Source organism: Hymenobacter sp. BT559 (assembly GCF_017571525.1).
Lineage (GTDB): Bacteria > Bacteroidota > Bacteroidia > Cytophagales > Hymenobacteraceae > Hymenobacter > Hymenobacter ginsengisoli.
In genome coordinates this window covers 377,648-398,964 of sequence record NZ_JAGETY010000002.1, presented here as the reverse complement: position 1 = coordinate 398,964, position 21,317 = coordinate 377,648, and the positions used below count along the sequence as shown (strand labels likewise).

Here is a 21,317-nt window from a genome sequence, read left to right as displayed (position 1 = left end):
CTGCCAAGCACTAAGGGGGAAGGGCAGCTGGAGTGTAGTATTGGGTAGTAGTGCCTGCAAACGTTTGCGGGTAGTACTAGTCCTTTTCCACCTTCTTTTCCCACCCTTATGCCCAATTTTATTGGCCGCGCCGCTGTGCGCGTGCTGGCGCAGCGCCTGCTGGCTGGCCTTACCTTCTTAGTGGCTAGCCTCGGCTGGTACACGACCCTAGCCCAGAGCTTTTTGCAAGCCAGCGGTCCCAAAATTATCAATGCCAGCAACCAGGAAGTTATCTTGAAAGGCGTGAACCTCGGCGGCTGGCAAATCCAGGAGGGCTACATGCTGAAGCCCGGCTACGGCGCCACCCAGGGCGCCACCAAAAACTACCTCTACAGCCAGGGCCAGAGCGACAGCCAGGTGGAGAGCTTTTACCAACAGTGGCGCGACAACTTCATCACGAAGGCCGACATCGACTACCTTAAGGACAAGGGCTTCAACTGCGTGCGCCTGCCGCTGCACTACGAGCTGTTTTTGACGGCTAGCCAGCGGGCCGTGCGTACCGGCGTGAGCAAGGGCAGCACCAGCTACGGCGATTACTTGAACTCGCTGCGTAGCTGGTATGCTAACAATCAGCTCTTTACTGACCCCACCCAGCAGGAAGGCATTCGGCTGATTGACGAAGTACTGAGTTGGTGCGGCGCCAATGGCATGTACGTGGTGCTCGACCTGCACGCCGTGCCGGGCGCCCAAGGCAGCGACATGACCCCGCCCGACGCCTTGGTGCAGGGCGGCAACGACTTCTGGAACAACCAGATAAACCAGGACGTCACGAACCTACTGTGGAGCACCATCTCGAACCGCTACAAGGGCGACCCGCGCGTGGCTATGTATGACGTCATCAACGAGCCCAACAACATCCCGAACACCAGCACGCAAAACGGAAACCAGCGCCTGCACGACGTGATGCAACGCCTCATCAACACCATCCGGGCTAACGGTGATAATCACCTCATCTTGCTGGAAGGCAACGGCTTTGGTAATGACTTTAACTGGATGGAGAAGCGCACCTTCACCAATACGGCCAACCTGGTGTACAACTCGCATCGCTACAGCGGCACAGGCTACGAAATTGACAACAACCCCACCTCAGTAGATAGCAACAACCCCAACAGCCTGCGCCTGATTGGCAACCTGACGCGCTTCCGCTCCGATAACAATGTGCCCATCTGGGTGGGCGAAACGGGCGAAAACTCGGCTCAATGGATGGCCGATGCGGCCAACGGCCTCAATAGCGTTGGCATCGGCTACTGCCACTGGACCTTCAAGCGCTTTGATAGTGGCTCGAACGCGGCCCTGTTTCACATCAACCCGCCTTATCTTCTCGATGGCGCGGGCAATATTCCGGCCGTGCTGCAAAACATCAAGTTTGCCAACTGCGTGTCGAACTCAAGCACGCTTACTGCCGTGGCGCCCAATTCCGGGGGCGCGGTGCGCAATACCCGCGCGCCCATCGGCAGCGTTATCACCCTCAAGGCCGTGAGCAACGGCAAGTACGTATCGGGCGAAAACGGCACCCAGGCCATGACCTGCACTCGCGCCACGGCCGGCACCTGGGAGCAGTTTTCGGTGCTCGACGCTGGCAATGGCAAGGTGTATCTGCGGTCGATGAATATGTACGTGTCGAGCGAAAACGGCACCCAGGCCATCACCGCCAACCGCACTAGTGCCGGCTGGTGGGAGGCGTTCGACTGGATTGTAAATGCCGACGGCACTATCAGCCTGGGGGGCTACAACGGTCGCTACATCTCGAGCGAAAATGGCACGCAGGCTATGACCTGCACCCGCATGTCCATCTCGGGCTGGGAAGCCTTTAGCTACAGCGTGGTAGGCACTGCCCGCGTGGCCAGCACCCTAGCCGCCGGCCCCGCCCCAGCCGCCGACTTCGTGGCTTATCCCAACCCGGTAGTTGGGCTGCTCACTTACTCCTTGCCGACCGGCACCAAGGCCCACACCTTGACCATCGCCGATGCCACCGGCCGCACCGTATTCACCCGCAGCTACGGCAACACGGGCGCCCAGAACGTGTTCGACGCCTCGGGGCTAGCCACCGGCCTCTATGTGGTGCGCCTCACGGGCGCCGACTTCACCCAGTCGTTTAAGGTGACGAAGGAGTAGGGGCTAGCAACTAAAAAAGTCTGTTATGCTGAGTAAGCTCAGCATGACAGACTTTTTTAGTTGCTGAAGAGAGCAAGTGCTCACACCAGCAGGCTCAGAAAATCCTGTTGCCCATTAAGGTATTCAAAGCCAAAGCCCTCGGCCGCCATGCGCGCCATAATGCCCGCCTCGTCGCCGCGCTGCTGCACTTCTACCCCGATAAAAACGGGGCCTTTCTCCTTGTTATTCTTCTTAATGTATTGAAATTGAATGATGTCCTCGCCCTCGGCCAGCACGTTGTTTACGAAGCGGCGCAACGCCCCGGGCGCTTGGTTGAAGCGCACCATAAAGTAGTGCTTGAGGCCCTGGTGGCGCTGGGCGCGCTCCTTAATGTCCTCCATGCGGGTGATGTCGTTGTTGGAGCCGCTGACGATGCACACCACTGTTTTGCCCCGAATTTGGTCGGCGTAGGCGTGCAGGGCCGAGATGGCTAGGGTGCCCGCGGGCTCCAGTACCATACCTTCCTCGTTGTACATCTTCAGCAGGTCTTCGCACACCTGGCCTTCGGGCACGAGGTGCACTTCATCGAGTAGCGCCTGGCAAATCTCGAACGTCAGCTCGCCGGGGCACTTCACGGCCGCGCCATCCACGAAGGTATCGAGGCTGGCCAGCGCCTGCCGCTGCCCGGCTGCCAGGGCGTCGTGCATGCTGGGTGCCCCTAGCGGCTGCACCCCAATGAGCTTGGTATGTGGGCTCAATTGCCGAAATACGCTGGCTAGCCCCGATGCCAGCCCGCCCCCGCCGATGGGCATAAAGCAAAAATCAATTGGCGCATCGTGAGCTGCTTTTAGAATTTCCAGGCCCACCGTGGCCTGCCCTTCCACAATGGCCAGGTCATCAAACGGGTGCACGAAGGTGCTGCCGCGCGCATCGCAGAAGGCCTGCGCCGCGTGGTAGCAATCGTCGAAGGTGCGGCCGGTGAGGTGCACCGTCACCATGTCTTTGCCGAAGAGGCGCACCTTGTCCACCTTCTGGGCCGGCGTTTGGGCGGGCATGAAAATGTCGCCTTGCAGGCCCAGTAGCTGGCAGGCGTAGGCCACCCCCTGGGCGTGGTTGCCCGCGCTGGCGCACACTATCTGGCGGCCCGGCACGGTAGTGGGCAGCGTCGCAATCTTGTTGTAAGCCCCCCTGATTTTATACGAACGCACCACCTGCAAGTCCTCGCGCTTGAGCAGAATAGTCGCATCGTAGTTGCGCGAGAGCCCCAGGTTTTGCATGAGGGGCGTCTTGGTAATGACGCCTTTGAGGCGGCGCGCGGCGGCCTCGACGTTGGCTAGGGTAACGGCGGTGGCCGCCGGGGCTTCTAGGTCGGGCATAGGGGTTGGGGCTAGTGGGACTAGCTTTTAAATAAAAAAGCCCGTCATGCTGAGCTTGCCGAAGCATCTCTACCGCTTCCTTGGGTCAGCGACCCTAGCGGCGTAATAGAGGTGCTTCGACAAGCTCAGCATGACGGGCTTTTAGAGAGAATAACTGGATGATTTATGCCTCCACGCTCTCACTCGTGCGCGAGCGCAGCTCGCGCACGGTGGCGCCGGTCTGCCACAGCTCCGAGTCGCGTACTTCTTTCAGCTCGGCTTCCAGCTCCTGGCGGTAGTTGGGCGTGCTGCCGCGCTCGATGGTGCGGCGGGCTTCGGCGCCGCTAGCTACGCTGTCGTAAAGGTCGTTGAGCACGGGCAGAGTTGCGTCGCGGAACTTGCCTTTCCAGTCGAGGGCGCCGCGCTGGGCGGTCACCGAGCAGTTGCCAAACATCCAATCCATGCCGTTTTCGCCCACCAGCGGTACGAGGCTCTGGGTGAGTTCCTCCACGGTTTCGTTGAAGGCCTCCGAAGGCGAGTGGCCGCGCTGGCGCAGCACCTGGTACTGGGCTTCGATAATGCCGGCTAGGGCCCCCATCAGCACGCCACGCTCGCCGGTGAGGTCGGAGTATACTTCGCGCTTGAAATCGGTTTCAAACAGGTAGCCCGAGCCCACGCCGATGCCCATTGCGATGGCTTTTTCCCAGGCTTTGCCGCTGGCATCCTGGTACACGGCAAACGACGAGTTCAGGCCACCGCCGGCTACAAACAAGCGGCGCAGGCTGGTGCCGCTGCCCTTGGGTGCCACCAAAATCACGTCGATATCCTTGCTGGGCACAATGCCCGTCTGGTCATTAAACGTGATGCCGAAGCCGTGCGAGAAGTACAGCGTCTTGCCCGGCGTGAGGTATTTCTGGAGCGTCGGCCACAGCGCGATTTGGCCGGCATCGCTCAGTAGGTTGCAGATGATGGTGCCCTTGTCGGCCGCCTCCTCGATGCTGAAGAGCGACTCGCCTGGCACCCAGCCATCCTTGAGGGCGCGCTCCCACGAAGGCGTGCCCTCGCGCTGGCCCACAATTACGTGGAAGCCGTTATCGCGCATGTTCAGCGCCTGGCCGGGGCCCTGCACCCCGTAGCCGATTACGGCGATGGTTTCATCTTTCAGAAATTCGAGCGCCTTTTGTAGCGGAAATTCATCGCGGGTGATAACGGTTTCGGGTACGCCGCCGAAGTTGATGGTTGCCATACGGGTTGGGGTGTAGCGCGGACTTTTAGTCCGCAAAGTGGTTGAAAAAGGTGTTGTGAAAAATCGGTTAAACTCGCGGACTGAAAGTCCGCGCTACATGGTAAAGACCTGTTCGCGGTCGTTTAAAAACTCGTTTTCGGCCACTTCCTCGCTCGGTTCGCGGCGCTCAAACTCCTGGAGCTTGCTGTGAAAGCCGTCGCTAGCCTTGATGATGGCAATGCGCGCCGAGCGCACAAACTCAATCAGCCCGTAGGGCTGCAAAGCCTTAATCAGGCTGTCGGTTTCCTCGCGGTGGCCGGTGGTTTCAAACACCGTGTAGTCTTTGCGAATAACCACGGCCCTAGCCCCGTTTTCGCGCAGCAGGCGCTCCACGAGCACTTTTTCGGCAATCACGTCGGTCGGCACTTTGTAGAGTGCCATCTCCTGCCAAATCACGTCCTGGTTGGGGTTGAAGTACACTTTCAGCACCTCCACCTGCTTCTCGATTTGCTTGGCCAGCTTGTGCACTACTTCCTCCGTTTCCACAATCACGATGTTGAAGCGGTGGATGCCTTCAATTTCCGAGGGCGACACGTTGAGGCTCTCAATATTGATTTTGCGGCGTGAAAAGATGATGGCAATGCGATTGAGCAAACCCACCTGGTTTTCGGTGTACGCGGTGATGTTATATTCTTGGCGTTCCATGCTTTAGGGCTTGTTAAATCGTCTGTCATTGCGAGCCTAGCCTGCGAAGCAATCGCATCTGAACGATGACGTTGGGGTGACGTGCTGATGCGATTACTTCGTCGTTCCTCCTCGCAACGGCAAGTGGGGAGGGCTAGCGGAAGCTTATTTACCGCAGCCGGATTTCTGCCACGCTGCACCCCTGCGGCACCATCGGGAAGATGTTATTTTCCTTGGTCACCATCACTTCGAGCAGAAAGGAACCAGGGTACGCCAGCATTTTCTCCAGCGCCGGGCGCAATTCGGCGCGGTCGTCCACCCGCTGGCCGGCAATGCGGTAGCCGGCGGCTACGGCCACGTAGTCAGGGCTTTGGATATCTACAAACGAGTAGCGCCGCTGGTGAAACAGCTCCTGCCACTGCCGCACCATGCCCAGAAACTGATTGTTGAGGATGAGGATTTTAACATCCACACCCGTCTGCATGATGGTACCCAGCTCCTGAATCGTCATCTGGAAGCCGCCATCGCCAATCACGGCTACCACCGGCCGGTGCGGCGCGCCAAACTTGGCCCCAATGGCGGCTGGCAGCGCAAAGCCCATGGTGCCCAGCCCGCCGCTCGTAACGTGGCTGCGCGACTGGTTTTGCAGCGCGTAGCGGCAGGCCACCATCTGATGCTGGCCCACGTCGGACACGATAACGGCCTCACCACCCGTGATTTCGTTGAGCTGTTGCAGCACCTCGCCCATTGTCAGCTCCTCCGAGGTCGGAAACAGCTCCTCCCGAATCACGGCGTCCACTTCCTGCGCGGTGTAGTCATTAAAGCGGGCTAGCCAGGCTTCGTGGGTTTTGCGCTCAACCAAGGCCGTGAGCAGGGGCAGGGTTTCCTTACAGTCGCCCCACACCGGTACGGTGGTTTTCACGTTCTTATCAATCTCGGTGGGGTCGATATCGAGGTGCACTACCTGCGCCTGCTTGGCGTACTTATCGAGGCGGCCAGTCACGCGGTCGTCGAAGCGCATGCCAATGGCAATCAGCACGTCGCACTCGTTGGTGAGCACGTTGGGGCCGTAGTTGCCGTGCATGCCCAGCATACCCACGTTCAGCGGGTGGCCGGTGGCTAGGGCCCCCACGCCCAGGATAGTCCAGGCGGCTGGGATGCCGCTTTTCTCCACAAATTCCTGAAATTCGCGCTCGGCCTGGCCAAGCACCACGCCCTGCCCCCAGAGAATGAACGGCCGCTTGGCGCTGTTAATCAGGGCCGCCGCTTGCTCGATATACTCCTTGCGCACCACCGGCGCGGGCCGGTAGCTACGGATGTGCGTGCACGGCTCGTAGGCGAGCGCCTCGAAGGTCTGCATCTGCGCATTTTTGGTAATATCTACCAACACCGGGCCGGGCCGGCCGCTGCGCGCAATATAGAAGGCCTTGGCTAGCGCCTCAGGTATCTCTTCGGCTCTGGTTACTTGGTAGTTCCACTTCGTGACGGGCGTCGTGATGTTGATAATGTCCGTCTCCTGAAACGCATCGGTGCCCAGCAAGTGCGCAAACACCTGGCCCGTAATGCACACCAGCGGCGTGCTGTCGATGAGCGCGTCGGCTAGCCCCGTCACGAGGTTGGTAGCGCCGGGCCCGCTCGTGGCCAGCGCCACGCCCACCCGGCCCGAGCTGCGCGCGTAGCCCTGCGCCGCGTGAATGCCGCCCTGCTCGTGGCGCACCAGCACGTGGTTGAGTTGGTCCTTGAAGTCGTAGAGCGCGTCGTAAATCGGAATGATGGCCCCGCCGGGGTAGCCAAAAACGGTATCTACGCCCTCGGCCACCAGCGCTTGCAGCGTGGCTACCGCGCCGGTGGTGGGCGCAAGACCCGGGGCGACCGGGCTAGCGGTGGGCTGGGCTGAGAGCGGGTTCGCGGACATAATCTTCTTCGAGTAAATCGGTGATGCAGCCGTGGCTGGCGTCGCTCACGGTGCGGATATACTTGAGCAGCACGCCCTGCCGGGCGGGCAGCGGCGGGCGGCGCCAGGCAGCGCGGCGGGCCGCCAGTTCGTCGTCGGAGAGGCGCACGTCCATGGTATTGGTGCTGGCATCTAGCACTATCCAGTCGCCGTCTTGCACCAGCGCAATGCCGCCGCCGTCGAACGCCTCGGGGCAGACGTGCCCTATCACGAAGCCGTGGGTGCCGCCCGAAAAGCGGCCGTCGGTTATCAGGGCCACTTTGTCGCCGAGGCCCGCGCCCATGATGGCCGAGGTCGGCTTCAGCATTTCGGGCATGCCCGGTCCGCCCTTGGGCCCCACGTAGCGAATCACCACCACCTGCCCGGGCTGAATTTTGTGGTCGGTAATACCTTGGTTTAGTTCTTCTTCCGAGTTGAACACGATGGCCGGCCCTTCGAACCGTAGGCCTTCCTTGCCCGTAATTTTGGCCACACCGCCTTTGGTAGCGAGGTTGCCATACAGCATTTGAATGTGCCCGTCGGCCTTGATGGGGTTGCTGAGCGGGCGCAGCAGGTCCTGCTCGGGGCCTAGCGGCTGCACATCGGCCAGGTTTTCGGCCAGGGTGCGGCCGGTCACGGTCATCAAGTCGCCATTCAGCAGGCCGTAGTCGAGCAGCGTGCGCTGCACGGCGGGCACCCCACCGATTTTCGACAAGTCCTCCATAAGATATTTGCCGCTGGGCTTGAGGTCGGCTAGCACCGGTACGCGGTTGCTCACGGCCTGGAAGTCTTCCATGGTGAGGGGCACACCCGCCGCGTGGGCAATGGCGATGAGGTGCAGCACCGCATTGGTCGAGCCGCCGAGCACCGTGATAATGACCATCGCATTCTCAAACGCCGCACGGGTTAGGATGTCGCGCGGCTTCAAGTCTAGCTCCAGCAGGCGGCGCAGGTAGGCGCCCGTGTCGAGGCACTCCTGCACCTTAGCGCTGCTTTCGGCGGGCAGCGACGACGAGGCGGGTACTGTCATACCCAGCGTTTCGATGGCCGCGGCCATCGTATTGGCCGTGTACATGCCGCCGCAGGCGCCCGGCCCAGGGCAGGCATTGTGGATGATGCCTTGGTAGTCTTCCTCCGAAATCTGCCCGTTTACCTTCTTGCCGTAGGCCTCAAAGCACGAGACAATATTGAGCTGCTGCCCCTTAAACTCGCCGCCCCGGATGGTGCCGCCATACACCATCAGCGACGGTCTATTCAGCCGCGCCATGGCGATGAGTGCGCCGGGCATGTTCTTGTCGCAGCCCACCACCGTGGCTAGGGCATCGTAGTAGTGCGCGCCGGCCATGGCCTCAATCGAATCGGCAATTATCTCCCGCGACACCAGCGAAAAGCGCATACCCGCGTTGCCGTTCGTAATCCCGTCGCTCACGCCGATGGTATTGAAGCGCAACCCCACCAGCCCCTGGGCGGCCACGCCGCGCTTCACCTCGTCGGCTAGCCCGTCGAGGTGCATGTTGCAGGTGTTGCCCTCGAAGCCCGTGGAGCAGATGCCCACAAACGGCTTGCGCAAATCCGCATCCGACAAGCCCGCGCCGATGAGCATGGCCTGCGAAGCCGGCAAGCTGTCGTCTTGGGTGTAGATGCGGCTGAATTTATTGAGCGTCATGGTGTTAATTCGGGAAAAAAGAACGATTTGGCCCTAAAAAAACCTTCCTGCCGGCGGGCTAGGAAGGTTTTCTTTGGCGTAAGAAGTACCTGCTAGCCCGCGAGGGTAGGAATAAAGACCACGGAAATGACTAGCAGGAAGGGGCGCAAGGCTGGCAGTAGCGCAGACTCAGCGAGTCCGCACATGGGTGATGAATTTGGTAATCTTAGATAATCGTACTCACGCCCACCGCAATGTTGTGGGCATTCCACTGCTGCTCATTCGAGTCGGCAATCCAGAAGGCCACGTAGCTACCCACCTGCTCGGTAGTGTAAGGAGCCGTAGCGTTCAGTTCGGGCGTTAGAATCTGGTTGGTCAAGGCTTCGTCCACCGCTTCGCGCACCAGCTCGGCCTCAGCCGCTAGGCCCAGGTGTTCGAGCAACATGGCGGCCGAGAGGATGGCGGCCAGCGGGTTGGCAATGCCTTTGCCCTTGGCCTGGGGGTACGAGCCGTGGATGGGCTCAAACACCGCCACTTCGGCACCCACCGAGGCGGAGGGCAGTAGGCCCATCGAGCCAGCAATGACCGAAGCTTCGTCCGAGATAATATCGCCGAACATGTTCTCGGTCAGCATCACGTCAAACTGCCGGGGGTTGGTGATAATCTGCATCGCGGCGTTGTCCACGAACAGATAATCAACCTCCACTTCGGGGTATTGCGAGGCAATCTCACGCACTACTTCGCGCCACAAGCGTGAGGTTTCCAGTACGTTAGCCTTATCCACGAGCGTGAGGTGCTGGCGGCGGCCGGCAGCCGACTGAAACGCCAAGTGAGCAATGCGCTCAATCTCAACTCGTGAGTACGTGCAGTGGTCGTAAGCAGAGCCATCAGCCATCCGGCCTTTCCCGCCGAAGTAGATGCCGCCCGTCAGCTCCCGGAAAATCACGAGGTCAGTGCCTTCGATGCGGTCCGACTTCAGCGGCGAGTGCTTCAGCAGTGCCTTGTAGGCGGTCACGGGGCGGATGTTGGCAAACAAACCCAGTTCCTTGCGCATGCGCAGCAGGCCTTGTTCGGGGCGCACTTTGGCGGTGGGGTCGTTGTCATATTTCGGGTCGCCGATGGCGCCGAAAAGCACCGCGTCGGAGGCGCGGCAGGCGGCTAGGGTCTCGTCAGGCAGCGGGTTGCCAGTAGCGTCGATGGCGCAGGCGCCCACGAGGTGTGAGGTGAACTCAAACCGGTGGCCGAAGCGCTCGGCTACGGCGTCGAGCACTTTCACGGCCTGCCGACAGACTTCCGGCCCGATGCCATCGCCGGGCAGTAAGGCTATTTTCTTGGTTACCATGTCCATGCGCGTTGTTTTTCGAAGGCCGCAATGGCAGATTTTTGATTTACTAAAAAGTCGATGTCGTCGTAGCCGTTAATCAGGCACTCCTTCTTGTAGGGGTCGATAGCGAAACTGAATGTCTCGCCCCAGGCTGGGACCGCTAGGGTCTGGGCCGGCAGGTCGACTACCAGCTCCAGCGTTGGGTCGGCCTCAATGGCAGCCAGCAGGCGGGCTAGTACCTCGTCGCTCATTTGCAGCGGCAGAAGGCCGGTGTTCAAGGCATTACCCCGAAAAATATCGGCGAAATAGCTCGAAATCACCGCCCGAAAACCGGCATCGTACAGGGCCCAGGCGGCGTGCTCGCGGCTGCTGCCGCAGCCAAAGTTTTTGCCGGCTACCAAAATCTGGCCCTGGTAGCGCGGGTCGTTCAGCACAAATTCCGGCTTAGGCGAGCCGTCGGCGTTGTAGCGCCAGTCGCAGAAGAGGTTGGTGCCGAAGCCTTCGCGGGTGGTCGCTTTCAGAAAGCGCGCCGGAATAATCTGGTCGGTATCAATGTTTTCCAGCGGCAGTGGCACGCCGGAAGTGCGCAGGGTCTGAAATTTTTCCATTAGTTCAAGTACTGCGTAATGTCCACTATGCGGCCCTGCACGGCCGTGATGGCTGCCACCAGGGGGCTAGCCAGCAGCGTGCGCGAGCCGGGCCCTTGCCGCCCCTCGAAGTTGCGGTTGGAGGTAGCCACGCAGTAGGCACCCGCCGGAATCTTGTCCTCGTTCATGGCCAGGCAAGCACTGCAACCGGGCTCACGCAGCTCGAAGCCCGCAGCGGCAAAAATCTTGTCGATGCCCTCGGCAATAGCCTGCTGCTCAACCTGCTTGGAGCCGGGCACAATGAAGGCGGCTACGTGCTCGGCCTTCTGCTTGCCGGCCACGTAGGCGGCTACGGCGCGCAGGTCTTCGATACGCGAGTTGGTGCAGCTGCCAATAAACACGTAATCAATCTGCTTGCCCAATAGCGACTCGCCGCGCTCGAAGCCCATGTACTTGAGCGACTTGTCGAAGCTCTCGGCTTCGGCGGCGGGCACCTCATTCGGCACGTGGCCGGTGATGGCGATGCCCATGCCGGGGTTGGTGCCGTAGGTAATCATGGGCGTGATGGCCGCCGCATCGTACGTAAACTCGGTGTCGAATACCGCGTCCTCGTCCGAGTACAGCGTTTGCCAATAGGCCACCGCGTCGTCCCAAGCCGCACCTTGCGGCGCGAAGGGCCGTCCCGCCACGTAGGCAAACGTGGTGGCATCGGGGGCGATGAGGCCACCGCGGGCGCCCATCTCGATGCTCATGTTGCAGACGGTCATGCGGCCTTCCATGCTGAGGCTGCGCACGGCGCTGCCCGCATACTCCACGAAGTGGCCCGTGGCCCCGCCCGTGCCGAGCTGCGCGATGATATACAAAATCAAATCCTTCGCCGTAACGCCGGGCCGCAGCTCGCCTTCTACCGAAATGCGCATGCGCTTGGGCCGGCTCAGCAGCAGGCACTGCGAGGCCATTACCTGCGCCACTTGGCTAGTGCCAATACCGAACGCCACCGCGCCAAATGCGCCGTGCGTAGAGGTGTGGCTGTCGCCGCACACCATGGTCAGGCCGGGCTGCGTGAGGCCCAGCTCGGGCCCAATCACGTGCACAATGCCCTGGCGCTCATGGCCCAGGCCGTAGAGCTCAATACCGTATTTCTGGCAATTCTCCGTCAGCTTATCCACCTGCGAGCGAGAGAGGGGCTCCGCAATGGGCAGGTGTTGGTTGAGGGTCGGTACGTTGTGGTCGGCCGTGGCCAGAATCTGGCTAGGGCGGAATAACTCCAGGCCGCGCGCGGCTAGCTCGTCAAACGCTTGGGGGCTAGTGACTTCGTGAATGAGGTGGCGGTCGATGTAGACCACGTCGAGCGCGTCGAGCGAGCGAACAACGTGGGCATCCCAGATTTTATCGAATAAGGGCCGGGGCATTGGGTAGAGATAGGATAGCTAGTAATAAATCGGAGTAGCAAATCGGCCAACGGGCTAAGGAAACGAAGCAACAGGGGGAAATTTTGGTCGTGTTAAGGGTGTGAAAGAATGGCGTTTATGGGGTTTTAACCCGACCCCCTGATTTCCCTGCTCCCACCCACTGGCAGCGCCTGCCACCCCGTTTCCTTAGCCTTGGTTAGCCGACGGCTACTAGTTTTTCTTGTTCAATGAGGCTGTGCAAGTCGTTGTCGAATACTTCGCGCTGGCGGTCGGCTAGCTGCAAAAAGCTGGCGTAGGCCGTGTTGAGCGCCGGGCGCTCCAAATCATACCCTAGCTTTTGGAGGCGGTAGGCGAGGGCTGCCCGGCCCGAGCGGGCGGTGAGCACGATGCTCGAATCGGCGACGCCAACTTCTTTAGGGTCAATAATTTCGTACGTCTCGCGGCACTTAATCACGCCATCCTGGTGGATGCCGCTGCTGTGGGCAAAGGCGTTGGCGCCCACAATGGCTTTGTTGGCCTGCACGGGCATGCTCATGAGGTGCGACACCAGCGCCGAGGTTTCGGCCAAGAGCTTGGTTTGCACGTTGGTAGCCAGGTTGAGGTAGGGATGCTGACGCAGTATCATCACCACTTCTTCGAGGGCGGTGTTGCCGGCGCGCTCGCCCACGCCATTGATGGTGCACTCAATCTGGCGCGCGCCGTTGGTAACGCCCGCAATGGAGTTGGCAGTGGCTAGGCCCAGGTCGTTGTGGCAGTGCGTCGAGAGGATAGCCCGGTCGATGCCTTTTACGTTGTCGTACAGATACTTAATCTTGGCGCCGTACTCCTGCGGCAGGCAGTACCCGGTAGTGTCGGGGATGTTGAGCACGGTAGCGCCGGCCGCAATAGCCGCCTCACACACCCTAGCTAGAAACTCATTGTCGGTGCGGCCGGCGTCTTCGGCGTAAAACTCCACGTCCTCTACAAAGCTCTTGGCGAGCTTCACAGCGGCCACGGCGCGGGCAATCACGTCTTCGCGGGTGGTGCGCAGCTTCTGCTGCACGTGCAGGTCGCTGGTGCCGATGCCGGTGTGGATGCGCGGCCGGCGCGCCGAGCGCAGGGCTTCGGCGGCTACCCGAATGTCATTTTCGACGGCGCGGGTGAGGCCGCATACGGTGGCTTCCTTTGTTTGGGCGGCAATGGCGGCCACGGCGGCAAAATCGCCGGGACTTGACACGGGAAAACCGGCCTCAATCACATCGACCCCTAGCGCTTCGAGCTGGCGGGCAATAACGAGTTTCTCCTGCTGGTTTAGCTTGCAGCCCGGCACCTGTTCGCCGTCGCGGAGAGTGGTATCGAAAATCTGAATTTTTTGCGTCGCCATAGAGATGAATACCTGCCGAAGCAGGGCCAGCTTTGTTATTGGGCTGCAAGTACCAGCCCGTCGAGCGGCGCGAAAAACAACTTTTACTGGTTTTTACTATTTCCAAGCGAGGCCATTATTTTGTTAAGTTGCTGTTAATAAATAGCTTGAAGAGAAGTATTTTACAATGCCAAACAGAAGCAGCGACCCGGTTTTTCAGCTGATAAAATCCCTGACGCAGTCGGAAAAGCGCCATTTTCGGCTTTTTACCAATCGCCAGGGCTCCACGGAAGGCTTGAAGTTTCTTCAGCTTTTCGACGCCTTCGATGCCCAGGAAAGCCTCGACGAGGAGCGCGTGCTAGCCCAGGTGCCAGCCCTTAAGCGCGCCCAGCTCGCCAACCTCAAGGCCAACCTCTACCGGCAGCTGCTGGCTAGCCTGCGCCTCTACCACGCCGGCCAGAACCTCGACATTCAGCTGCACGAGCAGCTCGACTACGCCCGTGTGCTCTACAACAAGGGCTTTTACCAGCAGAGCCTGCGCATGCTGGCTAAGGTGAAGCTGGCTGCCCAGCAGGCCGAGCTGCCGCACGTGGCCCTGCTAGCCATTGATTTTGAGAAGCTTATCGAGTCGCAGTACATCACGCGCAGCTTGCAGGGCCGGGCCGAGTCGCTGGCCGCCGAGGCCACGGCCACGGCCGCGCACCTCAGCCAGCAGCACGCGCTGTCTAATGCCTCGCTCCGGCTGTATGGCCTGTATTTGCAAGCCGGCCATGCGCGCAATCAGGCTGACCATGAGCAGTTTACAGCTTATTTTAGGGCGCATGTGCCGGCGCAGCTGGGGCGGGCCAGCGGCTTTTGGGAGAAGCTTTACTTTTATCAGGCCCAGGTGTGGTATCATACTATCAACCAGGATTTCCGGGCCTGCTACCGCTACGCGCAGAAATGGGTCGACCTGTTTGAGCAGCAGCCGGCACTGAAAGAAAGCCAGACGATGCTCTACATCAAGGGCTTACACAATTTGCTGGCTGCGTTGTTTAATATGCAGTATTACAGCAAGTTCAGTCAGGTACTGCAGCTGCTGGAAGACTTCGGAGCCAACCAAACGCGCCGCGCCACACCCAATACCGAGATGCTGCTGTTTCAGTACATCTGGACCAACCGCATCAACGCCTGCTTTCTGGAAGCGCGCTTCACTGAGGGCGTCGAGATTATCCCCGAGTTGCTGGAGCAGCTAGGGCAATATAAGGCGCAGCTCGACCTGCACCGCACGCTGGTGTTCTACTACAAAATCGCCTGCCTGTACTTCGGCAGCGGGCAATACCCACAGGCTATCAAGTATTTGAATCGCATTATCGACCATAAAGACCTGAGTCTGCGCGAAGACTTGCAGTGCTTTGCGCGCATCCTCAACCTGGTGGCGCACTACGAGGCCGGCGACGATGCCGAGCTGGAGCACCAGGTGCGCTCGGTGTATCATTTTTTGGCCAAGATGAACGACCAGCAGCCTATGCAGGTGGAGGTATTCCGGTTTTTGCGCCGGGTGGGCCACCTGGCCCCTAGCCAGCTGCGCGACGAGTTTAAAGCCCTGAAAACTAAGCTGGAAGAAATAGCCGTCAGACCCTTCGACCGCCGCCCTTTCCTGTACTTCGACATCATTTCCTGGCTCGAAAGTAAAATTTCGGGCCGCTCGGTGCAGGAGGTGATGCAGCTGAAGTTCCTGAAGATGAAGTAGGCAATAGCTTCGCGCTACTTGGTGCTTTTCATCCAGGTGAAAAAGTCGTGGGCTACCCGGTCCCAGTTCCATTTCTTCTGGTCTACTACGCCGTTGGTGAAGCCCATAAAATTGTGTTCCAGCTCGGGGTAGGCGCGGAAGGTGAGGTTGGTTTTGCCGGCGCGTATCATTTCCAGGCGCATGTAGTCTTCGAGCAGGGCCGAGCGGTCGCGGGTGCCGTAGCCCACAAAAACAGGGATTTTGCTGTGCAAAAAATCGTCGAGGGGCGTTTGGGTAGAGGAAAGGGATGATACCAGCAAGTGTGTGTCTCCCAAGCAATTGTTTTCTTTAGGGCTAGCTACAACCTGCTTCCAATAGGCAAAATTATTTTCGGCGCCCGCCGAATCAGCTTCTTGCCGATTGCCCGATATAACGGTGAGCATGCGGCCTAGCGGGCTACCGCTGAGATACACCACGCGGCGCAACGGCCCAGGGTGGCGAGCTAGCCGGGCCACCACATTGCTGCCCTCTGAGTGGCCCATGGCGGTGATGTCATCAGCCCTGACCCAAGGCTGGTGGGTGAGGTAGCGAAGCACGGCCGCGTCGCGAGCCACATAGTATTCGAGATAATTACGCTGGCAATAGGCTAGCGGTACTTGGCCCGTTTTGGGGTCTAAGTAGGCGTAGGAGGGCGTTAGGGTCCTGGTATGAGCTACCACGGGAATGCCCGGCTTGCTGATTTCAACCAAGTGGTAGCGCGTCAGCAGCGTATCTGTGTCGAAGGGTAGCAGGGGGAAGGCGCCTTTTTCATCGTACATGATGACTGGCTGCGGCATCGACCCCTGCACAAACAGAAATACCGGCTTGCGCTTCAGTTCCTCGCCTTTTTTGGAAAGCACCAGAATATTCACTGTGTCGCCCTGGTAGCGCATGGTAAGATGCCGGTAGCCAAAATCGGCGGGTGTTTTGGGCTGGGCCCGCGCGGCTAGGGCGCCCGCTAGCAGCAAGAGTAACAAGGAGAATAGGCGCAAGTGCGGCATAAGAAAGGCAATGAAGCTAGCGGAGACTGGCCAACGACTACCGCATTCGTGCTTAAGTTGCGCCCGTGCCTACTCTGCCTGTTGCTCTTCTCAATTGCCTAGTGCGGCGCGGTGCGGCGCTGCTCGCCCTAGCCCTGCTCACGCTCACTACTGCCTGCGGTCAAACGACCACGCCGCCCTTACCGCCGGGTACCGTTACCGACTCGGCCACGGGCCGGGTTGATATGCCTTGGCTGCGCCAGCAGCTCGACAGCTCGCTCACGCTACGGCGCCAGCAGGTGGGCGTGGCCCTGGCCGATGCGGCTACCGGCCAGCCGCTGTTTGGCTACAACGAGGCCAGGTACTTTACCCCGGCCAGCACCATGAAGCTGCTGAGCCTCTACGCCGGCCTCACGCTGCTGCCCGACTCGCTGCCGAGCCTGCGCTACTTCTCGCGGGGCGACACGCTATTTTTTCAGGGCACCGGCGACCCGACGTTTTTGCACGGCGACGTGCCGTCGCGCCGAGCCTACGCCTTCCTGGCTAGTCGGCCCGAGAAGGTGCTGGCCTACTGCGACATCGCTACCGTGCCCGCCTACGGACCGGGCTGGACCTGGGACGACTTTGGCTACTACTTTCAGCCCGAGCGCACGGCGTTTCCGGTGTATGGCAACACGGTGCGCTTTTACGCGGCCGCGCCGCACGCGGTGCGCTCGGGGCCCGGTGCGGCGGTGCACCTACTACCCCAGCGGGTGCGGGTGGCGCCGCGCCAGTTTGCGCCGCTCACCGAGCGGGCTAGCCCCGATTTTCGCCTCTCGCCCGACCAGGACGACGAGATGCACGTGTACCGTGCCGAGCTCGACAACCGCTTCACCTTCCGCCCCAGCCCGAAGAAGTGGATAGACGAGGTGCCCTACCGCACCAGCCGGCCGCTGCTGCTGCGCCTGCTCGGCGACACGCTGCGCCGCGCCATTGTGGGCGCGCAGTGGCGCCCGCACCCCGGCCGCGACAGCCTGCGCACGCTGCGGGGCCTGCGCGCCGACTCGCTCTACCGCCGCATGCTGCGCGTGAGCGACAACTTCCTGGCCGAGCAGCTGCTGCTGATGACCAGCACCCGCGTAGGCTACCGCGACTCGCTGAGCAGCCAGCGCGCCATTCGGCACATGCTGAAGAATGACTTGAAAAATCTGCCCGACCGCCCCGACTGGGTCGATGGCTCGGGGCTATCGCGGCTCAACCTGCTCACGCCGCGTACCCTCACGGCGCTGCTGTGCCGGCTGCACCAGCAGGTGCCCGAGGCGCGCCTGCTAAGCCTGCTGGCCGCCGGTGGCGGCCAAGGCACGCTGCGCAAGCGCTACTTCGAGGCCGGCCCGCCCAAGGTGACGTGGCTATGGGGCAAAACCGGTACGCTCACGCACGTGTGCAACCTGACGGGCTACGTGCGCTGCAAAAGCGGCCGGCTGGTGGCCGTCACGTTCTTCAACAATAACATACCCGGCGACGACCAGGCCACCCGCAACGCCATGCAGCGCCTGCTAGGGGAGGTGCGGGCGCGCCTTTAGGGGGAGACCAACTCGACGGAAATGGCCAGCTATGGCGGTTTAGCCTATTGCTCGGCCCCAGCATCATTGGCAAGGCCGGCTGCGTTCCGACCTGCTCACACTTTTTGACAAGCATTACCCCACCGTCAACGCTGATAAATTGGTAATTGGAGTACGCCCGCGCATCCGGGAGGAGTTTTCTAATGGCAAAGAGTACTATCAATTCGATGGTAAGCCGTTGAAAGTGCTGCCTAAAAGCCTGCACGACCAGCACGCGAAGCTGTATTTGCACTACCACAACGAGCGGTTTCTCGGCTAGCCCCACTGCGTGGCCCAAATAAGCGGCTACTGCCGCGAAACGCGGCCGCCGGGGCTACTTTTGCGGCCCCTCCCGCTAGCTTCTTTTCTATGCCTGCTCCCCGAATCCGCCAGCTGCGCCGCGACAATACGCTTTTCAAGCTAGCCATGAATACCGTGCGGCTGCACCTTGAAGAGCACGACCGGCTCGCCCAGCAGCCGCAGCTGCGCGAGGCGCCCGACGACGACCTGAAAGTTATTCAGCACAGCATCGACCAGTGGGTGGGCGCGGCTACCAATTACATTGCCCATAGATTTCGGTGCCCGGCCCCACAGGCCATGCAGCTACTGGGCGAGCTGCTGGTTGACCTGAAGCGAAGCATACCGGTGGGCGAGCTGCGCCAGGTGCCCTACCAGCGGGCGCTGTTTCTGCCGCCGGCCTGGGTTACCGGCCAGCAGCTCACGTCGGCCAGTTCGGAAGAGTCAGCGAGCTAGCCGGCAGCCCGCGCCAGCTAGCTTGTCATTGCTTTAGTACAGCACCCGAAACTTGATGGTGTGCTCTACCGCGCGCAGGGCCTGAATCACGTCCTGGTCGTACTCACGGTTGATATCCGTAATCACGTAGCCAATCAACTCATTGGTTTTCAAGTATTGACCCAGGATGTTGACGTGGTGCTGCGCCAGCACGTTGTTGATATTGGCCAGCACGCCGGGCACGTTGGCGTGGATGTGGATGAGGCGGTGCGCCTGCTGGGTGGGCAGCTGAATATTGGGGAAGTTGACGCTCTGCTGGGTGTTGCCGGTATTGATATACTCCATGATGCGCTCGGGCACAAACTCGGCAATGTTGCGCTGGGCCTCGGCCGTGCTGCCGCCGATGTGAGGCGTGAGCAGCACGTTGGGCAGGCCGCGCAGCTCGCTCTCGAAGCTCTCGCTATTGGTCTTGGGCTCGTAGGGAAACACGTCGATGGCCGCGCCGCCGAGCTGGCCGCTGCGCAGGGCTGCCGCTAGGGCCGGTACGTCGACCACGTGGCCGCGGGCGTTGTTGATGAACAGCGCGCCCGGCTTCATCAGCGCAAATTCTTTGGCGCCAAAGAAATCCTGGTTTTCGGGGCGGCCATCGATGTGCAGCGTCACAATGTCGGCCTGGGGCAGCATTTCTTCGAGGCTCTTGGCCTTCACGGCGTTGCCGAGCTGCAGCTTCTCGGCCATGTCGTAGTAGATAACCTTCAGGCCCACGGCCTCGGCCACTACCGATAGCTGCGCCCCGATGTTGCCGTAGCCAATGATACCCAGCGTTTTGCCCCGAATCTCGAACGAGCCGCTGGCCGATTTATCCCACTCGCCCTGGTGCATCTTGGGGTTCTTCTCCGGAATGCGGCGAGCCAGCACAATCAGCTCGGCCAGGGTCAATTCGACCACCGAGCGGGTGTTCGAGAACGGCGCATTGAACACGGCCACGCCCCGGCGCATGGCTTCGGGCAAGTCAATCTGGTTGGTGCCGATGCAGAAGGCCCCGATGGCGATGAGGCGGTTGGCGGCGGCCAGCACCTTGGCCGTCACGTTCGTTTTGGACCGGATGCCCAGGATGCTCACGCCCTCGATGCGGGCAATGAGCTCGTCCTCGTCCAGGGCGCCTTTCACCTGCTCTACCTGGTAGCCTTCCTGGCGAAACAGCTCGGCGGCGCGGGCGTCGGGGTTTTCGAGCAGCAGTACTTTGATGCGGTTCTTGGGGTAGCTCAGCGTCATGGGTAACTTGAGTTGGTAGAGAAATTCGTCAAACGTGGGCAGCACCTCATCGGCGTGGGCCACCACGCTGGGGCGACTCACGTTTTCGGTGTAGGCGTAGAAGCGGTGGGCTAGCCCCGCTTCGCGAATCTGGTAGTCGGTATAGCCATCGCCGAGCACGTACACCGGCCCGTCGAGGTCGAGCAGCACGAGCTGCCGGATTTTGCCGCCGTCGCGGCTCAGCACGTTGGCTGGGTCGCAGCCGGTGATATTGCCCTCGGCATCGAACGTAAACGTATTGGCCAGTACGTGGCTAGGGCCAATGCCGAATTCGGCCACTACCGGCTCAATAAACTCACGAAAGCCGCTGCTCACCACGTAGATGCGGTCGGCAAAGCGCCGAAAAAACTCGGCGTTGCGCCGGATGCTGGCGCTCACCTTCGTTTGCAGGTGCGCCACCAGCGGGGCCAGGTGCCGGCGGTTGGCCCCCAGCAGGGCCAGCCGTTGGGCTAATGATTCCTGAAAGCCAATTTCGCCCGCCATGCCGCGGTCGGTGAGGGCCTTGATTTGGCCCACGCGCTCGGCGCGGTCGGGCTGCCCGGCCAGGGCAATATCGGCGAGCTCATCGAGGCCTTCGACCTGCGTGAAGGTGGAATCGAAGTCGAAAACGAGGTAGGGGAGTAGCGGGGCAGCGTCGGGCATGGACGCAAAGATGGGGCGGGGGCTACCTTGCTGCTACTAAATTCTGCCAATGAAAGCTTTAATTCTGCTGTTGCTGCTGTTGCTAGGCATTGCTAGCCTGCCGAAGCTGCCAACTGTGCGAGTTGTGTTCAGCCCGCTGACTAGGGCAGCTTATATGGCTGCTAGCAAGCACATCATTGACATTAAACCGAGCGTTACGTTTCCGCTTAAGAAGCAGCACGGGCGTATCATAATACCGACTGCGAAAGGGCAGCGCGTGTTTCGGGATGGCTGGATTGAGAAGGAGCGTGATGAGGACGCTCGCTATACCTATCGGGGCTACTGGCCCAGCTTGCATTGGCACCTAGTAGAAGGGTACAATTATGGAGAAGTATATTATCAAAATGTAGTGACTCAAGGCGGCCAGTGGATACAGCTGAATGATGAACATTCTCTTTCTCCTGACACAAGTCAATTTGTAGTAACCTCCGGTGCCTTAGATGGGCTAGGCGCGCCGCTTATTCAGCTTTATCAGCTTAAAAATGGTGCTTGGCGGGAGAATTGGAAAATAGAGCCGAATACCTGGCAAGTAGAGCAATTAGAGTGGCTGACTGCGAACACGTTACTTGTTAAAGAAAAACACTGGGATAAAAATTTTTCAAAAAGCTGGTTTACCTACGCTCGGCTTATTATCCAATAA

At 60.3% G+C, this 21,317-nt stretch carries 17 protein-coding genes; 6 read left to right on the top strand and 11 right to left on the bottom strand.

Translation table 11 applies throughout. The features are described 5' to 3' along the window. Positions 1 to 108 precede the first annotated feature (108 nt). Positions 109 to 2,154 (top strand): cellulase family glycosylhydrolase, encoded by a 2,046-nt coding sequence (locus J4D99_RS04310; RefSeq protein WP_208130476.1) that lies wholly within the window; start codon positions 109 to 111, stop codon positions 2,152 to 2,154. Positions 2,155 to 2,234: 80 nt separating this feature from the next. On the opposite strand, the gene ilvA is transcribed toward J4D99_RS04310, so the two are convergent. From ilvA to J4D99_RS04265, 9 genes are all read right to left on the bottom strand, one after another. Beyond that, on the bottom strand, positions 2,235 to 3,509 hold the full coding sequence (ilvA, locus tag J4D99_RS04305) for a threonine ammonia-lyase IlvA (RefSeq protein ID WP_208130475.1): 1,275 nt from the start codon (positions 3,507 to 3,509) through the stop codon (positions 2,235 to 2,237). Between the two features lie 163 nt (positions 3,510 to 3,672). Next, entirely contained in the window at positions 3,673 to 4,734 is a 1,062-nt protein-coding gene (gene ilvC, locus J4D99_RS04300) for a ketol-acid reductoisomerase (protein ID WP_208130474.1), read from the bottom strand. A gap of 93 nt (positions 4,735 to 4,827) precedes the next feature. Next, on the bottom strand, positions 4,828 to 5,418 hold the full coding sequence (ilvN, locus tag J4D99_RS04295; protein ID WP_208130473.1) for an acetolactate synthase small subunit: 591 nt from the start codon (positions 5,416 to 5,418) through the stop codon (positions 4,828 to 4,830). 148 nt (positions 5,419 to 5,566) lie between these two features. Then, the gene (gene ilvB / locus J4D99_RS04290; RefSeq protein ID WP_208130472.1) at positions 5,567 to 7,312 is read right to left on the bottom strand and encodes a biosynthetic-type acetolactate synthase large subunit; all 1,746 of its coding nucleotides are present in this window, start codon (positions 7,310 to 7,312) and stop codon (positions 5,567 to 5,569) included. Further along, positions 7,275 to 8,996, bottom strand: coding sequence for a dihydroxy-acid dehydratase (gene ilvD / locus J4D99_RS04285; RefSeq protein ID WP_208130471.1), 1,722 nt, complete (start codon positions 8,994 to 8,996; stop codon positions 7,275 to 7,277). Before ilvD ends, ilvB begins: the two co-directional genes overlap by 38 nt. A gap of 205 nt (positions 8,997 to 9,201) precedes the next feature. Continuing rightward, positions 9,202 to 10,317 (bottom strand): 3-isopropylmalate dehydrogenase, encoded by a 1,116-nt coding sequence (leuB, locus tag J4D99_RS04280; protein ID WP_370551396.1) that lies wholly within the window; start codon positions 10,315 to 10,317, stop codon positions 9,202 to 9,204. Beyond that, positions 10,311 to 10,907 (bottom strand): 3-isopropylmalate dehydratase small subunit, encoded by a 597-nt coding sequence (gene leuD, locus J4D99_RS04275; protein ID WP_208130469.1) that lies wholly within the window; start codon positions 10,905 to 10,907, stop codon positions 10,311 to 10,313. Before leuD ends, leuB begins: the two co-directional genes overlap by 7 nt. Further along, a complete protein-coding gene (gene leuC, locus J4D99_RS04270; RefSeq protein ID WP_208130468.1) occupies positions 10,907 to 12,298 on the bottom strand; it encodes a 3-isopropylmalate dehydratase large subunit in 1,392 nt (463 codons plus the stop codon). The genes leuD and leuC overlap by 1 nt, the downstream gene beginning before the upstream one ends. Positions 12,299 to 12,494: 196 nt before the next feature. Further along, on the bottom strand, positions 12,495 to 13,661 hold the full coding sequence (locus tag J4D99_RS04265; protein ID WP_208130467.1) for a 2-isopropylmalate synthase: 1,167 nt from the start codon (positions 13,659 to 13,661) through the stop codon (positions 12,495 to 12,497). A 274-nt stretch (positions 13,662 to 13,935) separates the two neighbouring features. On the opposite strand from J4D99_RS04265, the gene J4D99_RS04260 reads away from it, so the two are divergent. Then, positions 13,936 to 15,372, top strand: coding sequence for a hypothetical protein (locus J4D99_RS04260; RefSeq protein WP_208130466.1), 1,437 nt, complete (start codon positions 13,936 to 13,938; stop codon positions 15,370 to 15,372). A 14-nt stretch (positions 15,373 to 15,386) separates the two neighbouring features. Here J4D99_RS04260 and J4D99_RS04255 read toward each other — a convergent pair whose 3' ends face one another. Continuing rightward, entirely contained in the window at positions 15,387 to 16,391 is a 1,005-nt protein-coding gene (locus tag J4D99_RS04255) for an alpha/beta hydrolase family protein (RefSeq protein ID WP_208130465.1), read from the bottom strand. Between the two features lie 65 nt (positions 16,392 to 16,456). Here J4D99_RS04255 and J4D99_RS04250 point away from each other — a divergent pair, with 65 nt between their 5' ends. The 3 genes from J4D99_RS04250 (at position 16,457) to J4D99_RS04240 (ending at position 18,703) form a co-directional block, all read left to right on the top strand. Beyond that, positions 16,457 to 17,932 carry a D-alanyl-D-alanine carboxypeptidase gene (locus tag J4D99_RS04250; RefSeq protein ID WP_208130464.1) on the top strand — a complete coding sequence of 492 codons (1,476 nt, stop codon included), beginning with the start codon at positions 16,457 to 16,459 and terminating at the stop codon, positions 17,930 to 17,932. 139 nt (positions 17,933 to 18,071) lie between these two features. Next, positions 18,072 to 18,230, top strand: a complete 159-nt coding sequence (locus J4D99_RS04245; RefSeq protein WP_208130463.1) for a hypothetical protein — start codon at positions 18,072 to 18,074, stop codon at positions 18,228 to 18,230. Positions 18,231 to 18,319: 89 nt separating this feature from the next. Continuing rightward, complete coding sequence (locus J4D99_RS04240; RefSeq protein WP_208130462.1) at positions 18,320 to 18,703, top strand: hypothetical protein; 384 nt, start codon at positions 18,320 to 18,322, stop codon at positions 18,701 to 18,703. A gap of 33 nt (positions 18,704 to 18,736) precedes the next feature. Here J4D99_RS04240 and serA read toward each other — a convergent pair whose 3' ends face one another. Beyond that, entirely contained in the window at positions 18,737 to 20,638 is a 1,902-nt protein-coding gene (gene serA / locus J4D99_RS04235) for a phosphoglycerate dehydrogenase (RefSeq protein WP_208130461.1), read from the bottom strand. Positions 20,639 to 20,687: 49 nt separating this feature from the next. Here serA and J4D99_RS04230 point away from each other — a divergent pair, with 49 nt between their 5' ends. Then, on the top strand, positions 20,688 to 21,317 hold the full coding sequence (locus J4D99_RS04230; protein ID WP_208130460.1) for a hypothetical protein: 630 nt from the start codon (positions 20,688 to 20,690) through the stop codon (positions 21,315 to 21,317).

What these genes read in the sequence shown, in the direction of transcription:
- J4D99_RS04310 (WP_208130476.1), top strand. Translation starts at nt 109, where the DNA reads ATGCCCAATTTTATTGGCCGCGCCGCTGTGCGCGTGCTGGCGCAGCGC.
- ilvA (WP_208130475.1), bottom strand. Translation starts at nt 3,509, where the DNA reads ATGCCCGACCTAGAAGCCCCGGCGGCCACCGCCGTTACCCTAGCCAAC.
- ilvC (WP_208130474.1), bottom strand. Translation starts at nt 4,734, where the DNA reads ATGGCAACCATCAACTTCGGCGGCGTACCCGAAACCGTTATCACCCGC.
- ilvN (WP_208130473.1), bottom strand. Translation starts at nt 5,418, where the DNA reads ATGGAACGCCAAGAATATAACATCACCGCGTACACCGAAAACCAGGTG.
- ilvB (WP_208130472.1), bottom strand. Translation starts at nt 7,312, where the DNA reads ATGTCCGCGAACCCGCTCTCAGCCCAGCCCACCGCTAGCCCGGTCGCC.
- ilvD (WP_208130471.1), bottom strand. Translation starts at nt 8,996, where the DNA reads ATGACGCTCAATAAATTCAGCCGCATCTACACCCAAGACGACAGCTTG.
- leuB (WP_370551396.1), bottom strand. Translation starts at nt 10,317, where the DNA reads ATGGTAACCAAGAAAATAGCCTTACTGCCCGGCGATGGCATCGGGCCG.
- leuD (WP_208130469.1), bottom strand. Translation starts at nt 10,907, where the DNA reads ATGGAAAAATTTCAGACCCTGCGCACTTCCGGCGTGCCACTGCCGCTG.
- leuC (WP_208130468.1), bottom strand. Translation starts at nt 12,298, where the DNA reads ATGCCCCGGCCCTTATTCGATAAAATCTGGGATGCCCACGTTGTTCGC.
- J4D99_RS04265 (WP_208130467.1), bottom strand. Translation starts at nt 13,661, where the DNA reads ATGGCGACGCAAAAAATTCAGATTTTCGATACCACTCTCCGCGACGGC.
- J4D99_RS04255 (WP_208130465.1), bottom strand. Translation starts at nt 16,391, where the DNA reads ATGCCGCACTTGCGCCTATTCTCCTTGTTACTCTTGCTGCTAGCGGGC.
- J4D99_RS04240 (WP_208130462.1), top strand. Translation starts at nt 18,320, where the DNA reads ATGCCTGCTCCCCGAATCCGCCAGCTGCGCCGCGACAATACGCTTTTC.
- serA (WP_208130461.1), bottom strand. Translation starts at nt 20,638, where the DNA reads ATGCCCGACGCTGCCCCGCTACTCCCCTACCTCGTTTTCGACTTCGAT.
- J4D99_RS04230 (WP_208130460.1), top strand. Translation starts at nt 20,688, where the DNA reads ATGAAAGCTTTAATTCTGCTGTTGCTGCTGTTGCTAGGCATTGCTAGC.